This window comes from Rhizobium etli CFN 42 (assembly GCF_000092045.1).
In the GTDB taxonomy this organism is placed as follows: domain Bacteria; phylum Pseudomonadota; class Alphaproteobacteria; order Rhizobiales; family Rhizobiaceae; genus Rhizobium; species Rhizobium etli.
This window is the reverse complement of record NC_007766.1, coordinates 269,252-284,678: the sequence shown is the minus strand read 5'-3', so window position 1 is coordinate 284,678 and position 15,427 is coordinate 269,252. Positions and strand designations below refer to the sequence as shown.

Below are 15,427 nucleotides of genomic sequence, written 5' to 3'. Positions count from 1 at the left end.
CCGGCCATGAACCCCGTCAACATCCTCCTCGTCGACGACCAGCCCGCGAAGCTCCTGAGCTACGAAGTTATTCTCGAAGAGCTCGAGGAAAACCTGATCAAGGCGCAATCGGCGCGCGAAGCTTTCGAACATCTGCTGCGAAGCGAGATCGCCGTGATCCTCGTCGACGTCTGCATGCCGGAACAGGACGGTTTCGAACTCGTCGGCATGATCCGGCAGCACCCGCGCTATCAGAACACGCCGATCATTTTCGTCTCCGCCGTGATGCTGGCCGAACCCGACCGGCTGCGCGGCTATGCGGTCGGCGCCGTCGACTACGTCTCCGTCCCGATCGTGCCTGAGGTGTTGAGGGCCAAAGTCAGGGTTTTTGCCGATCTCTACAGGAAGACGCGAGAACTCGAACGTCTGAATGCCGAACTGGAGGCGAGGGTGCACCAGCGCACCGCCGAGCTCGAAGCGTCGGCGGCGCAGTTGCGCCAGCTGAACGAGGAGCTCGAGCACCGCATCGACCAAAGGACGCGCGAGCGTGAGGAGGCGCTGGCGCAGCTCTTCGAGGCGCAGAAGCTCGATACGATCGGCCACCTGACAGGCGGCGTCGCGCACGATTTCAACAATCTTCTCATGGCGGTGCTCGGCAGCCTCAGTCTGCTAAAGAAGCGGCTTCCGGCGGATGAGCGAAGCGAACGCCTGGTGACGAACGCCATCCAGGCGGCCGAACGCGGGACGGCGCTCACCCAGCGCCTGCTTGCCTTCGCTCGCCGACAGGAGCTGAAGCCGCAGGCGGTCGACTTTCTCCGGCTGTTCGAAAACGTCGAGGATCTGCTCGCCAAGGCGGTCGGACCGCGGGTCGAGATCCGCAAGCGCATCCCAGCGGATCTGGAACCACTGCTGGTGGACAGCAATCAGCTGGAACTGGCGCTCCTCAACCTCTTCGTCAATGCGCGGGATGCGCTCGAAAGCGGCGGTGCAGTGACCGTCGCGGCTGCGGCGGAAGAGGTTCGGCCGGCCGGTCTTGCAGGCGGGAATTACATCAGGATATCGGTCTCGGATGACGGCGAAGGGATGGACGAAGCGACGGTTCTGCGCGCCGCCGAGCCATTCTTCACCACGAAGGGAATCGGCAAGGGCACCGGGCTCGGCCTGTCGATGGTGCACGGCCTGGCAGCGCAATCGGGCGGTTCGATCCAGATTTCGAGCACGAGAGGTAAGGGCACGACCGTCTCCCTCTGGCTGCCGGTCGCGCAGAGCATTGCCAAGGCGCAGCCGGCGGTCGTGCCTGCGGACGTGGAACCCCTGAAATCGGTCTCGCGATCGCTTGCCATCCTCGTCGTCGACGACGATGCCCTCGTCAGGACTGGGACCGTGGCAATGCTGGAGGATCTCGGACACCTGCCGCGGGAGGCGGCTTCCGCTACTCAGGCCCTGGAATTCCTCGCCGGCGGGCAGAAGTGTGATCTCGTCATCACCGATCATGCCATGCCGGGCATGACCGGCGCCGAGCTCGCGCGCCACCTTCGTTCAGCCTTCCCCAACCTGCCCGTGATCCTCGCCTCAGGCTATGTCGAGCTTGCCGAGGATCAGGGGCTCGGCCGGATGCTCAGGATGGCGAAGCCGTTCACGCAAGAGCAGCTCCAAGCGGCCATGGACGAGGCGCTGAGGAACAAGGTCGCGGCAGCGTGATGGGGCTGGAAAGGGCGGCTGCGACAATGGCGCGATATTGGCGCGGGCAGGCCACATGGATCGGCTGGGATATCTTCGAAATCTGACATCGCGGCGAGGGGACAAAGCAGGCCGCAAGTTGACGAAGGGTGTGGTGTCTGCCGATGCAGTCAGCTGACTACAGCTTAACTCACTGAGATAATTGAACATGCCGGCCGTCGCGTGGCAGATTGACACAATTGAGGATTGTATCTGTGCGCATGTTGCATCCGGGGGAGCACCGGGTTGCGAGACGGAGCATGAGCGGATCCGCCTGAATCTTTCACGATCAACGAGACCAAGCTGCGGCTAATCCGGATTTGAGCCGCCCGCTGACCAGGTCTCGCTTGCTTGACGCACCACCCAGGCGAAACTTTTTGCTCTGACAAAAGTTACTTAAATTCCGTCCTAACGTCGCCGAAGGCTTCCCTTGACCAAAATGATATTCGGCCCCGCATTCACCGAAGATGGCGTTCTGTTTCGCCTTTGGGCTCCTCTGCATGAAAGCGTTTCATTGAAAATCGAAGGCACTGATCCGCGCCCGATGCAAGCGGCTGAAGACGGCTGGCATCAATGCACGGTCGCGGACGCGGGTCCCGGTACGCAGTATCGCTTCATCCTGCCGGACGGTCTTCAAATTCCCGATCCTGCCTCGCGCTTCCAGCCGCAGGATGTGCATGGTGCAAGTGAAGTGGTCGACCTTGCTGCCTATCGCTGGAACACGCGCGAATGGACCGGCCGGCCCTGGGAGGAGATGGTCATTTACGAACTGCATATCGGCTGCTTCACACCGCAGGGGACTTTCAAGGCCGCGATCGATCGTCTCGATCATCTGCGGGAACTGGGCGTCACGGCGCTGCAGATCATGCCGCTCAGCGACTTCCCCGGCCGCTATAACTGGGGCTATGACGGCGTGCTTCCCTATGCACCCGACAGCACTTACGGCCGGCCGGAAGATCTTATGGCGCTGGTGGATGCGGCGCACGAGCGTAGCATCTCGGTTTTCCTCGACGCGGTCTACAACCACTTCGGACCCGACGGGAACTATATTCCCTCCTACGCGCCGCTCTTTACCGATCATCACAGGACGCCCTGGGGCCACGGCATCAATTATGACGGCGACGGCTCTGAGATGATCCGCGAATTCTTCATCGAGAACGCCACCTATTGGATCAACGAGTTCAGGCTCGACGGTTTTCGCTTCGACGCCGTCCACGCCATCAAGGACGATAGCGCTGAGCATCTTCTTCACGCGCTGGCCCGCCGCGTCAGGGCTGCGGCCGGTGACCGGCATGTTCATCTGATCGTGGAAAATGAGGCGAATGACAGCGACCTTCTGAAACGTGACGCAGACGGCGAGGCAAGGCTGTTCACGGCCCAATGGAACGACGATGTCCACCATGTGCTTCATATTACCGCCACGGGTGAAACCTTCGGTTACTATGCCGACTATGCAGGTGACGCCGGCAAGCTCGGCAGGGCGCTGACGGAAGGCTTCGTGTTCCAGGGCGAGCACATGCCGTATCGCGGCCGAAGCCGAGGTCGGCCGAGCGGCCATCTGCCGCCCACCGCCTTCGTGTCCTTTATCCAGAATCATGACCAGATCGGCAACCGGGCGCTGGGGGACCGGATTATGGCTTCGAGCCCGACCGACGCCGTCAAGGCTGTCACATCAATCTACCTGCTGGCACCGCAGATACCGATGCTGTTCATGGGTGAGGAATGGGGTGCGCGAGAGCCTTTTCCGTTTTTCTGCGATTTCGACGAGAGCCTGAACGAGAAGGTCAGGAAGGGCAGGCGCGAGGAGCTTTCGCGCCTGCCGGGTTTCGACTCTGACGAGCTTCTAGATCCGACGGCGCCGTCGACCTTTGCGGCCGCCAAGCTCGACTGGTCGAAACGTACCTCGTCGGAAATGCTTGAATTCTACAGAATGCTTCTCGACCTCCGGCATCAAAGGATCGTGCCCCTGCTGAAGGGCGCCGGCGGCGGAAATGCGGTCTCTCGCTCCGCGGGTTCGACGCTTGTGGTGGATTGGGCCCTGGCCGGCGACCGGCGCCTTCATCTGGATGCCAATCTCGGCAGCGAGGCGGCGCCGCTTCTCCAGCAGCGCAACGAAGGGGAGATGATCTTCCGCCTCGGCGGCAGCGATGGAGGCAAACTGGCGCCCTGGACGGTGATCTGGAGCATTTCGAAAGGTGAGGGCATGAAGGCGATCGGACGATGAAATCTGCCGAGCTCGACAAGCTCGCCCGGCGATACGGGATCAGTCCGACCAGGCCCAGTCCCGAGGATCGTGAGGTGACGATTTCCGCCGACACCAAACGCAAGATACTCTCGGCTTTGGAAGTTGAACTTTCGGCAGATCGCGAGACGAGGGGACCGCGACGGGGGCAGGAGTCGGAGCGGGCGGATCAGACGATCCCTCAGTCATTTCTGCCGGACTTCCTGCTCAAGACGCGGGTCTGGGGGATCAGCTTGCAGCTTTACGAACTGCGTTCGGCGCGAAACTGGGGCATCGGAGATTTTGAGGATTTGTCCGATGCGGCCGACCTGGCGGGGAAGCTTGGGGCTGATTTCATCGGCCTCAATCCGCTTCACGCACCATTTCTTGCCGATCCCGATCGCTGCAGCCCCTATGAACCTTCAAGCCGTCAGCATCTCAACCCGCTCTATATCGCGGTCGACCGATTGCCAGGTTTTGTCGGTAGTGCCCAACTCGAACGGCAATTGGAGGGACTTCGCCGAAGCAACCTCGTCGATTATGCCGGAGTTGCGAGGGCCAAGCTTGGAACTCTGCGGGATCTCTGGCGCGCCTGGCTGCAGGCGGGCGCCGCCGATGAAACCTACGATCGCGTCGATTTCGATGCCTTCGTCGCGCGAGGCGGCAACAGCTTGCGGCGCCATGCGCTCTTTGAATGTCTTTCGCTTTTCATGGTGGAGCATGGGGCAGGCGCCGGCTGGCAGGCATGGCCGGCAGATTTCCGGCGCTTCGACAGCGCTGCCGTCGCCGAATTCGCGCGTGAGCATGAGGACGAGGTCCGTTTTCATATGTGGCTGCAGTGGCTCGCCCACGGGCAGTTGCTGCAGGCGGCGGACCGGGCGCGCGAAGCCGGCCTGCGGATCGGGCTTTATCTCGATCTTGCCGTGGGCGAGGCGGTCGACGGATCGGCGACATGGAGCGAGCCGGATGTCTATATCTCGAAGGCGACCATCGGCAGTCCTCCCGATCCGTTCGCGGTAGAGGGGCAGGACTGGCATCTCGCCGGATATCTGCCGTCGGCGATCGCTGCGGGAGACAGTTCTCCTTACCGGCGCATGGTGAGCGCCGCCATGCGATATGCCGGTGCGATCCGTATCGATCACGCCCCGGCGCTCCGGCGCCTCTTTCTGGTGCCTCTCGGCAGCAGGCCGGATGGCGGCGCCTATGTCCGCTACCCCCAGCATCGGCTTCTGCAGATCCTGGCCGAGACGTCCGCCGAGTATCGATGCCTCGTCATCGGTGAAGCGTTGGGAATGATCCCGCCCGATTTGCCTGACGAGCTCGCGGCGGCGCAGATCCTTTCGTATCGCATTCTCTCCTATGAACAAGACGGGAAAGGCTTCAAGCCGCCGGATGCCTATCCCGTTTTCGGCCTGACCTGCATTTCGACGCACGACCATCAGACGCTTGCCGGCTGGTGGCGCAGCGCCGACATCCAGGATCGTCGCGAGCACGGAATCGTGCCGCCCGATCTCACGGCAAAACATCTCCAGCAGCGCCGGCGCGAGCGACGAAGTCTGAAGGCGGCGCTCCGCGCTGCCGGCATCGATGTGCCGACTCGTCTCGGTGCAAGAGCAAGTCGGGAGACCTTGAGGGACTTGACTGTCAGCGCCTACCGCTTCATCGCCCGTACTCCATCGCTTCTCGTCGCGGTTAGGCTTGCCGACCTGACTGACGAGAAAAGGCCCACCAACATCCCTGGCACGAGCGATAGCTACCCCAACTGGAAGCCGAAGCTGTCGGTGTCGCTGGAGGGCCTGGCGTCGAACCCACTGCTGGATCGCATTACGGCGGCGATGCGGGAGGAAAGGCCACGGATTCACGCGGCAGGGGAACGATCAGGGAGCAGGCGGATTTCGAAGAGACAGGGATAAGGATCGCCGAGATGAAAGCCAAAGACCACTTGTCGAAGTCCCCGTAGAAATCGAGGAAGGACGAGTGCCCCTGGGCATCATGAACGCCACGCAGGCATTGTCGCTTCCCGACGATCTCCATGTGAAGGTATCGCATCCCGGAACCTCCATCTGCCTGGCGTGTTTGACTCCATAAATGGAAGGAGAAAATCATGGCACATGCCGACCGGAAACATATTGGCGCGAAGGGGAAGGGGGACGGAAGTGGCGCGATGACCAATCTCGACGGGGAAAAGCTTCCCGAGAACACGGTTCTTTCGAACCGCGACAAGAGCCGGCACTCCAAAGAGCGCGGCCTCGACGGCAAGACGGTGCAGACCGAGCAATACTCGGATCACAGCTCCAATCGGAATCCCAAATGAGGACAAGGTGATGAGCAGCAGATTACCCCCCCATTCCCGCCGACAACGTCAGCAACAAGGGAGCCGGCAAGCAGGCGCGGACCCAGGCAGAGGATCCTGCGATGGCAGTCGGCAGCGAAAACCCTGAAAAGAAAGGTCAACAAGGAAATACCAAAGTCAACACAACCCATCAGGGTTACCAGCAGGACAGGTAGGAGGCATTGATGTCTACCTCGAAGAAGAGCCCGTCGACTATCCGCCAGGGCGGCCCAGGCGCATCCCACGAAAACGCCAAGGCGCCGCTTGAGATACCAAAGCCGGCAGCCGAGCCCGACAGACGTACGCGAAGCAAGATTTCCGGCGGCGGCGGCGAGCATGATCGCCACCACACCCACGACGCAAGACAGAAGTGAGGAACCGACCTGGCGGTGGAACCTGATGAGCCCAAGGCACGAGGTCCACCGCTTCACATGATCAACATGACGGAAAACAGACCATGACGACCGCATTCATCCTTGTTGCACTGGCTCTCATCTTCATCTACGCCGGCCCGACATTGCTTTATCTCTGCGTCGGTTATGCTGACTACATGATCGAACGGCGCCGACATTTGCTGGCTTTAAAACACGCGGTAAAGCGTCGCAGCGACGAGCTTTAGCTGTCGGGTTGATGGCGGGTCAGGATTTCATTCACGCTTGGGATGCCGATGTCTTCGGCCGCCGCAGCGTCACTCGATTTCGTCGGCACGCTGGGTGATCGCGAAGTCCTGAAGGATGCCGCCCTTTTCGGATCCTGTTCTTTCATCCGATTTCGCCCGGACCCCTGTCTCAGATTTCCTCGAGATCATACTGAGGCGAATGGACTGCTTTACTTCCTCGATCGCGACAGCGACGCCTCTCCTTGTCGGCCCCGGCCGCACTTGGGCTGGGACAGTACGCCTTGCGGTTTTGCGCAAGTGAGATTCCACCTTTCGAGCAGACGTTAGTGGATCGACTGCGAGGTAGGAGCGTTAATCTTGAGCAGATCCGGGGCGGGAAACATCTCGATCAATCCTGCGGCGAGGTCATCGACATCGGTCTTCCCTTCATTGAAGAGCTGGATGGCGGCGCTGCACAGGATCTGGCTGTCGTGTTCGCTCACCGAGACGCCGAAATGGCGATACCAACTCATAACGGCCTTCGACAGGCATCTGAAATCCTGCGGTAGTACCGGTCTGTTGAAAATCACCATGAACGCCCGCCACGATTGCCGCTTGATGTCGTCCCCTTTACTTAATCAAGATAATGCCCGCCCTTTTTGATACCAAGCGGCTTGTTTCCTTGGTGCGTTAGCGCACGGACGAGCTACGTCGAAGCGGCGGGCCGAGCCTCTTTTGCCTCAGGCAAGAGCACCCGCGGCAATGGCGGCCTGGATGAAACGTTGGCGCGCCAGCTCGGCGCTTCCGCTTCGGCGAAGCGCATCGACGCAGCGCCGCAGAATGGTCTTTCGGAGGGGCGGCCCCTGGTCGAGCGACGCATGGCACGGTTGTTCCTGTTCTAAGAAGAACTCCTTCCTGGTGCCACCGGATTCTGGAACAATGTCCGCCGCGCCTTGTTACTTGTGCGACAGGCGAATGCCGAAGCAGCCGGAGGATTCGATGAGGCGGAGCATGGGGCTTGTGCTGGTTCTGGCCATCGCGCTGACGGATTGCACGACCAGCGCAGGCAGCTACTCGTCGCCGGGGCTGGCCCCAGTTCCAGGCAGCATTACCTATCAGGGGCAACCGCGCACAAAGTTGACGAGATCGCCGGTCGGTTCATCCTTCCCGCACACCTTCACGGATCAATGGGGGCGGCAAGTCGAGGAGATCTACATTATCCGGCCCGACCGGAGCTTGCTGATCGCCGAGCGCCATTACCGACCGGTTTTTTTGCTCGACGACGACTAGGAAGGAGACCTGATCATGCCGCGCCGCAAGAACACAGTGGGGACGACGCTCGACACCGAGGGAGCCAAGATCGGCGAGCCGGTTCCGAAAGGGATCGTCGATATCAACACCGCCGCTGTCGGGGTTCCCCGCCAGGCCGAGGACGATTTGCGCACAGAATTGAGCGCTCTGCGGCAACAGGTTGATAGGCTACAGCAACAGGTCATCAGTGCCGGGCGATCGGCGAAAGTTGGCGCCGGAAAGGCGGTCCTCGAGACCGAGGCTCTGGTGAAACATTATCCGCTCTCAACGTTCGTTCTTATGGCTGCTATCGCGGGTTTGTCGGTGTTTGCATCACGCCAGCTCTCCTCGCCGCGCCAGCGTGGACCGTCGGCCTTGCGCGATCTCAGGGATTTCTACGACAGGATGCGCGAGCGGATCTGACAAGATTTTAGGATTGCCAGCATCCCGATTCTGCCCGACTCTCAGTCAGGCAAGGAGGGACATGGATGCTCGACGTCCTTATACGAAGCGCTCTCGATATTGTCCGGCGCGCGGAGCGCTTGATCGAGGCGGCGAGAGGGCTGCTTGACAGGCATGATCTTGGTGAGGCCGAGCGACATGAACTCGACTATGAGATCGAGCGGCTGAGGGACGCGGTTCTTGCCGTGGAGGAGGCCGTCCGGTCGCTCGCACGCAGGAGCGAACGCTGGCCGCAGACCGCTCGTGTCCATGCGTTACAAACGACATTGCACTAAATGCGTGACTTTCGTAGGCGCTCGCCGCCTCCACAAGTAGCTTGGGGCTTCGCGATGATTTTGAAAACCTCCGGACAAATATCCGAGCCCGACGAATTCGTATTTCCGGTTCACACCCGGACGATCGCTGAGATACGCTATGGTATGCTCAACCAGGTCATGACGGTCGTTTATCACGACGGCCGCTCGCGCACGACAACCGGCATACAGGGCCCGGCGATGCTTAAGATCCTCGCCCAGCGTCCGCTGGAGCGTTCCCCGTTCCTGCTGCAGACGGTCATCTGATCGGGAAAGCAGGCGCATCCGCTGCTAAATCGTGTTGGTGGTGCATCCATTTCGGGGGAGCTGCGTTCATCCTGGGTAGCCAGACCATGAAGGGAACGCCGATGACCTTTCCACCGCCAAAAGCCGAGGCTCCCGCTCAGCGCTTCGAAGAAGCGAGCGCTGCTGCGCGCGACGCTTTGGAGAGGCTGATCGCCGCCGCTAACGAAGCCGGATGGGGAACCGAGGAAATCTCGGTCGCATTCCTCGAGGCGGCGCGGTTTCTAACCGAAGCCAACAGAAAAGATCCCGATCCTGCCGACGACCCCGCGATTAGCGACGTGCCAGGCAAGCGGGAGCAGATTGGCCACGGTGAACTTTTCGATTAGACCTCGCTTCACATCCTGCTTAGGACCAAACTCACCGGCCAATCCTTGCGACCGAACTGCGTATGACGAGGCTGGTGCTGACTCGCAGCCGTTCAACGGCAAGGGGGATCTGTTCAATGCGGGCGACGAGCCGCTCGCCGGCGAGTTTGCCCATCTCGTAAACGCGCTGATCGACGACGGTAATCGGGGGAACGGTAACGCTTGTCCAATCGGCATCCAGGAAGGAAATCATCGAGATATCGTCGGGAATTGAGAGGCCGAGTGATTGCAGCGACTTGAAGACGCGCAGCCCCACCAGGCTATCCGATGCGAGGATCGCCGTTGGCGGCGATGGGTCCGAGAGCAGACGTTTCATCACGGCGTCCGTCTGCGCTTGGTCGGTCGCACCGAGCCGCACATAGTGAAGGGGACTGGGCAAGCCTGCCTCCGTCAGGACGCTGACGAAGCCCTCCACGCGTTCACGCACGGCAGAATTCGATATCCGCGTGAGATCGGTGAGGCCGTCGCCTTCGGGGTCCATGGCCGAGACGTAAGCGAGACGTCGATGTCCCGCCTCGACCATAAACCGGGCGGCGGCGATGGCGGCCTCGCGATCATCGCCGGTCACGGCGTCGACAGCGAGCTCCGGGATACTCCGGTCGAAGAGGACCAGCGGCATACCGGCGCGGCCGACATGCCGGAGATGTTCGATGCTGTCGCAGCGGGCGGGCGTGACAATCAAGCCATCGACACGCTTGCCGATCAGGAGGTCGACGGCTGATTTCTCCGCTTCGAGCTTCTCGCCCGAATTGGAAATGATCACGTCGAAGCCTGCGAGCCGAGCCGCATCGCTGATGCCGCGCACTGCCAGACTGAAGAACGCATTTTCGATATCGCCGACGACGATCCCGATGATGCCGGACCGGCCAGTGCTCATGCTTCGCGCAAGTTCGTTCGGCCGGTATTCGAGTGCGGCCGCCGCCGCCATGACCTGATCCTTGATCTTGTCGCTGACGACGCCGTAGCCTCCAAGCACGCGGGCGGCCGTCGCTTTCGACACCCGTGCCGCCTTCGCGACGTCGGCGACCGTGACTGAACGTTTCGGACCAGCGGAATCTTCCATGCCGCAGCACTACAAGAGTTGTTGACGGGCGGTCAATTGACAGTTATCAAATCTGTCGTGAGACCGGTCTCTTTTGATTGGAGACCGGTATCATTGCGGGCCGACTTGCCGCGAAACGGCGGCAGGGGCGGATAAACAGCTAATGCCGACAAGAGCATTCCTTCCGGAGCGGAGAACGAACATGAAGATTTTTGAATCACTGCCGGCAGTCATTGCGCCTCTGCAAGCCGGCCTCGCGGCTTGCTTTCTGGCGATGGGAGCGGGTTTCGCAGCGGCGGCCGACAATCCCTATAATCTGATCGAGCCCGACGTCATCAGTGTCGGCACGATGGGCGATGCCAAGCCCTATACATTTGCGACCGCGGATGGCCAGTTCACCGGTTTCGACATCGAACTATTTCTCAACGTCGTGTCTCGTCTCGGCTTTGCAAAGGACAAGGTGACGTTCACCGGCCAGGAATTTTCTGCGCTCCTGCCATCGGTTGCAAACGAGCGGTTCGACGTTGCCGTCGCTGCGATCGGAACCACCGAAGCCCGCGAGAAGACCGTCGATTTCTCCGACGGCTATCTCGCCGGTTATCTGTCCGTGCTGACGCCGGACGCGGCCATCAAGGACGCGGCCGGGCTGAAGGGCAAGCGGCTCGGCGTCGTGCAGGGAACCTTGCAGGAAGTCTACGCCGCCAAGAATTTTGGCGAGACCGATCTCGTGAAATTTCCCGACAACAATTCCGCCGTCGCCGCACTCAACAACGGCACGATCGACGCGCATTTCCTCGACTACGAAGCGGCCAAGCAATATGGCGAGCGCTATCCCGCGCTGAAGGTCGCCGTCAACATTCCGTCCTTCGATGCGCCGGCGGGCTTCGTGGTCAGGCAGGGAAACGATGCCTTCCGCACGGCGTTGAACGGCGCCCTTCATGACGCGATGCAGGACGGCACCTGGAAGACGCTCTATGAGAAGTGGTTCCCCGGCTCACCGATGCCGGATCAATATCTCCCCAAGAAATGAGCCTACGGCCGTCCGCCGACCGCGGACGGCCGAGTCTCGGCGGTTGGCGTACCCGGCAAGGGTTTCATGGGGATCCCGATGAACTGGATAGACAATCTGCGCCGCAGCTTCTTCGATTGGAGCGCGATGGCGGACGTGCTGCCGAGCATGATCAGCATCGGTCTGAAAAATACATTGATCCTGGCCGCGGCCTCGACCGTGCTCGGCGTCATCATCGGCATGGTTCTTGCCGTGATGGGTATCTCCCAGTCTCGCTGGCTGCGGCTGCCGGCGCGCATCTATACCGATATCTTTCGCGGGCTGCCGGCGATCGTCACGATCCTGATCATCGGCCAGGGCTTTGCCCGGATCGGACGGGATATTTTCGGCCCGTCGCCATTCCCGCTCGGGATATTGGCGCTCAGCCTGATCGCCGGCGCCTATATTGGCGAAATCTTTCGCTCGGGCATCCAAAGCGTCGAGCGTGGCCAGATGGAGGCCTGCCGGGCGCTCAGCATGAGCTACGGGCAAGGCATGCGCCTGATCGTCATTCCGCAGGGTGTGCGGCGCGTGCTGCCGGCGCTGGTCAACCAGTTCATCGGCAACGTCAAGGATTCGAGCCTTGTTTATTTCCTCGGATTGCTCGCCTCCGAGCGGGAGATTTTCCGCGTCGGGCAAGACCAAGCGGTCGTGACCGGCAATTTGTCGCCGCTGCTTCTGGCAGGTGTTTTCTACCTCGCGATCACCGTGCCCCTGACCCACTTCGTCAATCATATCGACGCGAGGCTGCGATTGGGAAAGCAGGGGCGCGGTCCCGGTCCGGCGAGCGGATTGGTCGAGGTGAGCGAGCTTGCGGCGGCGCCATCGGGCCCCCACTCCATCACCGGCGTCGCGAACTGCGATAACCGGCATTTCAGGGGCGGGACCCTGCAAATCCGGGATTTGAGCATGGCCTACGGCGAGCTCGAGGTACTCAAGGGTGTCGATCTCGATATCCCCGCCGGAACCGTCACTTGCATCATCGGCCCTTCCGGTTCGGGAAAATCGACCCTGCTGCGTTGCATGAACAGGCTCGTCGAGCCGAAGGGCGGCGACATACGGCTCGACGGCGAGAGCATTTTGGCGATGAGGCCGGAAAAGCTCCGCCGCCGGGTCGGCATGGTATTCCAGCACTTCAACTTGTTTCCCGACCACACCGCTCTCGAAAACGTCATGCTTGCGCTGACGAAGATCAAGAAGATGCCGAGGCAGGAGGCGCGGCGCGTCGCCGAGGCCCGCCTGGCAGATGTCGGTCTGGCCGCACGCCGGGACCACCGGCCGGCAGGCCTCTCCGGTGGGCAGCAGCAGCGCGTCGCGATCGCGCGGGCATTGGCCATGGATCCGGAGATCATCCTGTTCGACGAAGTGACGAGCGCGCTTGACCCCGAACTGGTGAAGGGCGTGCTCGACCTGATGGCGACGCTCGGCCGCCAAGGCATGACAATGGCCGTCGTGACGCATGAGATGGGATTTGCCCGCCGCGTGGCCGACCAGGTGGTCTTCATGGATGAGGGCCGTATCGTCGAAGCCGGCTCGCCGCAGCAGATTTTCGACGATCCGCAAAGCGTGCGGCTGAAGCGCTTCCTTGCGGAAGTTCTCTGAGGCGCCAGCCCGTAACGCGTGCAATTCGGTTCGATCAAGCAAGAGCAGAAACAGGGTACCCGACATGAATGCATCCAGCAAACCTTCGAAGGTCGTTGTCATCGGCGGCGGTATTTTCGGCGTCTCGACCGCGCTCCATTTGGCGCGGCTCGGGGCTGATACCCTGCTTGTCAATGATGGCCCGCTTGCCAACGGTGCGTCCGGCCGGTCGCTCGCTTGGTTGAACTCGGCGCGAAAACGCTCCGATGCCTATCACCGGCTGCGTCTCGCAGGCATTGACCGCTATCGCACGCTAGCTGCTCGATATCCCGATGCGCCGTGGCTGCGCTTCGACGGCGGCCTGACCTGGGACGCGGACGACGCCACCAACGAGATCGCTGAAATCTTCGACTATGAGCGTAACCTCGGCTATCACGCGCAATGGCTCACGCCGGAGAAGATCGCTGCGGTGACGCCCGGCGTCGATCCAAGCACCGTGACGCCGCAAGGCGCAATCTTCAACCCCGGGGAGGGGTGGGTCGATCTTCCATCTCTGATCGGCAGGCTTGCGGAAGAATTCAGCGCGTTGGGCGGTGAGATCATCAGGGATGCCGGACGCGCGGCGGTCGATGTCAGGAATGCGCGTGCCCGCGGCGTCATCACGGCGGACGGCACGCGTCACGACGCCGACGCCGTGCTGCTCGCTGCAGGCAGCGAGGTTCCCGCAATTGTTGCGAAGGCTGGCCAGCAGATCGAGGATGCGACATCCGTCGCCCTTCTTGTCAGGACAAAGCCGATCCGCCACCCGCTCAAGGCCGTCCTCAACACCCCGCGCGTCGCCATTCGACCGATGCCCAATGGCGGCTTCGCACTGGATTCCGCCTGGTCGGAGGAAGAGGTGAGCGCCAACCCCGATGGTAGCTACAATGTCAGGCAATCGACGCTGCAGGGACTGCTGCGAGAAGCGTCGAGAGTCCTCGAAGGCAATCCGGTGCTTGAGATCGAAGATTATGGGATCGGGCCGAAACCTATTCCGGGTGATGGCGACCCTGTTTTCGGCGAGCTGTCATCAATTCAGGGTTATTTCGTCGCCTTCAGCCATAGCGGGGCCACCCTCGGCCTGATCGCCGGCGAGTTGTTGGCGGACGAGATCGCAATGGGCTGCCGCCACCCGCTGCTTGCGGACTTCCGCCCCGAGCGGTTCAGTACAGCGTCCTGATGACCGCCACGAGGTGGTCGTCCGCCTGACCGGCACGGATCAATTAGAGCTATCGAGCGTTCTGCCGGGAGGAACCAAAGGGAGACCCATCATGTCCAAGGATCAAGCCGCCTTCGACGCCGAAGATAACCGCGGCGATGCCGCCGCTTCGCTGCCGAATGGAGAAGAACCGACCATCAATCCGGATCTCATTCGGCGTGAGGGGTTCGTGAGCGAGGCAGAATACCGGGCCTACTTTGCCGAATTGGGCAGAGATGTGTCCGCTCCGACCGAAGATCAGGTGGGCGAACCGGTGCGGAGCTCCGGGGAGCGCATCCTGGAAAACCGGATGCAGGAATTGAGGTGGGAACTCGAAATACTTCGGGCTCGCCTTCATGGAATCCGACGCCAGGCCGCGACCGTCGTGACCGAAAACGTCCGATGGGCTGATTCAAGCGCCCATGCCCAACTCGGCGACCAGCCCTGGCTGAAGCTCGCCGGCGCGATGGCGGGTGCCTTCGTCATCACAAGGGGGCTGAGACGGCTGCCGTGGGGAACGGTCGTGACAACGGCGCTGCCCCTGGCGGTCGCTGCGATGAATCGAAAGCCTGCCCGGCGGTGACGGCGCGCGGATGGTTCTGCGTGAGATCGCGCGTCGGATTCTTCACCCTGGAACGGACGCCATCATCTCGCCGAAGTGTTCGTGACATGCTACTGCTTTAAACGGAGGCGAACATGGCTGGACATGACGATCGCTACGTCGAGATTACGACGCGTCTTCGCTCGGTACGGTCGTTCTGCGACTTCCTCTCGCAGGGCGGAACTGTCCGCGTCGCCGTATCGGAGAGCGAACCGTACAAGGATGTTACTGCAGTGCTGCTGGAGCGGAACCGCCGGGAGGCGGAATCGCTCGCCCGCACGCGCAGACATCTTTACCCGGAACTCGCCGATGAAGAGGTCGCGCCGCCGCTCTACAGCCATCACTGACGCACC

At 61.5% G+C, this 15,427-nt stretch carries 18 protein-coding genes and 1 pseudogene; 17 read left to right on the top strand and 2 right to left on the bottom strand.

The genetic code is table 11. From position 1 onward, the window contains the following. The first annotated feature begins 6 nt into the window (after positions 1-6). The 7 genes and pseudogenes from RHE_RS27805 (at position 7) to RHE_RS33920 (ending at position 6,870) form a co-directional block, all read left to right on the top strand. Entirely contained in the window at positions 7-1,680 is a 1,674-nt protein-coding gene (locus tag RHE_RS27805) for a response regulator (protein WP_011428571.1), read from the top strand. Between the two features lie 448 nt (positions 1,681-2,128). After that, positions 2,129-3,922 (top strand): malto-oligosyltrehalose trehalohydrolase, encoded by a 1,794-nt coding sequence (gene treZ / locus RHE_RS27800; protein WP_011428570.1) that lies wholly within the window; start codon positions 2,129-2,131, stop codon positions 3,920-3,922. Continuing rightward, entirely contained in the window at positions 3,919-5,832 is a 1,914-nt protein-coding gene (gene malQ / locus RHE_RS27795; RefSeq protein ID WP_011428569.1) for a 4-alpha-glucanotransferase, read from the top strand. The genes treZ and malQ overlap by 4 nt, the downstream gene beginning before the upstream one ends. Before the next feature lie 191 nt (positions 5,833-6,023). Next, entirely contained in the window at positions 6,024-6,233 is a 210-nt protein-coding gene (locus RHE_RS27790) for a hypothetical protein (protein WP_011428568.1), read from the top strand. A gap of 10 nt (positions 6,234-6,243) precedes the next feature. Next, positions 6,244-6,427 (top strand): annotated as a pseudogene (locus RHE_RS35165) (hypothetical protein). Between the two features lie 9 nt (positions 6,428-6,436). Next, a complete protein-coding gene (locus tag RHE_RS27785; RefSeq protein ID WP_020919668.1) occupies positions 6,437-6,625 on the top strand; it encodes a hypothetical protein in 189 nt (62 codons plus the stop codon). Positions 6,626-6,708: 83 nt separating this feature from the next. Beyond that, positions 6,709-6,870: a hypothetical protein gene (locus RHE_RS33920; RefSeq protein ID WP_020919669.1), complete on the top strand. Its 162-nt coding sequence runs from the start codon at positions 6,709-6,711 to the stop codon at positions 6,868-6,870. Between the two features lie 323 nt (positions 6,871-7,193). Here RHE_RS33920 and RHE_RS33915 read toward each other — a convergent pair whose 3' ends face one another. Continuing rightward, complete coding sequence (locus RHE_RS33915) at positions 7,194-7,442, bottom strand: hypothetical protein (protein WP_020919671.1); 249 nt, start codon at positions 7,440-7,442, stop codon at positions 7,194-7,196. Between the two features lie 406 nt (positions 7,443-7,848). Here RHE_RS33915 and RHE_RS27775 point away from each other — a divergent pair, with 406 nt between their 5' ends. From RHE_RS27775 to RHE_RS27755, 5 genes are all read left to right on the top strand, one after another. Continuing rightward, complete coding sequence (locus RHE_RS27775; protein WP_041679324.1) at positions 7,849-8,139, top strand: hypothetical protein; 291 nt, start codon at positions 7,849-7,851, stop codon at positions 8,137-8,139. A gap of 15 nt (positions 8,140-8,154) precedes the next feature. Further along, positions 8,155-8,562, top strand: a complete 408-nt coding sequence (locus RHE_RS27770) for a hypothetical protein (protein ID WP_011428564.1) — start codon at positions 8,155-8,157, stop codon at positions 8,560-8,562. A gap of 65 nt (positions 8,563-8,627) precedes the next feature. Continuing rightward, complete coding sequence (locus RHE_RS27765; protein WP_020919673.1) at positions 8,628-8,876, top strand: hypothetical protein; 249 nt, start codon at positions 8,628-8,630, stop codon at positions 8,874-8,876. 54 nt (positions 8,877-8,930) lie between these two features. Further along, positions 8,931-9,161 carry a hypothetical protein gene (locus RHE_RS27760; protein ID WP_042119993.1) on the top strand — a complete coding sequence of 77 codons (231 nt, stop codon included), beginning with the start codon at positions 8,931-8,933 and terminating at the stop codon, positions 9,159-9,161. A 101-nt stretch (positions 9,162-9,262) separates the two neighbouring features. Beyond that, positions 9,263-9,526, top strand: a complete 264-nt coding sequence (locus RHE_RS27755; protein WP_020919675.1) for a hypothetical protein — start codon at positions 9,263-9,265, stop codon at positions 9,524-9,526. A 31-nt stretch (positions 9,527-9,557) separates the two neighbouring features. Here the strand turns inward: RHE_RS27755 and RHE_RS27750 are convergent, their stop codons facing one another. Next, the gene (locus tag RHE_RS27750; protein ID WP_011428563.1) at positions 9,558-10,628 is read right to left on the bottom strand and encodes a LacI family DNA-binding transcriptional regulator; all 1,071 of its coding nucleotides are present in this window, start codon (positions 10,626-10,628) and stop codon (positions 9,558-9,560) included. Between the two features lie 181 nt (positions 10,629-10,809). Here RHE_RS27750 and RHE_RS27745 point away from each other — a divergent pair, with 181 nt between their 5' ends. From RHE_RS27745 to RHE_RS27725, 5 genes are all read left to right on the top strand, one after another. Then, entirely contained in the window at positions 10,810-11,637 is an 828-nt protein-coding gene (locus tag RHE_RS27745) for an ABC transporter substrate-binding protein (RefSeq protein ID WP_011428562.1), read from the top strand. A 78-nt stretch (positions 11,638-11,715) separates the two neighbouring features. Continuing rightward, the gene (locus RHE_RS34910; RefSeq protein WP_011428561.1) at positions 11,716-13,257 is read left to right on the top strand and encodes an amino acid ABC transporter permease/ATP-binding protein; all 1,542 of its coding nucleotides are present in this window, start codon (positions 11,716-11,718) and stop codon (positions 13,255-13,257) included. A 64-nt stretch (positions 13,258-13,321) separates the two neighbouring features. Further along, positions 13,322-14,455 (top strand): NAD(P)/FAD-dependent oxidoreductase, encoded by a 1,134-nt coding sequence (locus RHE_RS27735; RefSeq protein ID WP_011428560.1) that lies wholly within the window; start codon positions 13,322-13,324, stop codon positions 14,453-14,455. A gap of 91 nt (positions 14,456-14,546) precedes the next feature. Then, the gene (locus RHE_RS27730; protein ID WP_011428559.1) at positions 14,547-15,056 is read left to right on the top strand and encodes a hypothetical protein; all 510 of its coding nucleotides are present in this window, start codon (positions 14,547-14,549) and stop codon (positions 15,054-15,056) included. 113 nt (positions 15,057-15,169) lie between these two features. Continuing rightward, positions 15,170-15,421, top strand: coding sequence for a hypothetical protein (locus RHE_RS27725; RefSeq protein WP_041679325.1), 252 nt, complete (start codon positions 15,170-15,172; stop codon positions 15,419-15,421). Positions 15,422-15,427: the final 6 nt, after the last annotated feature.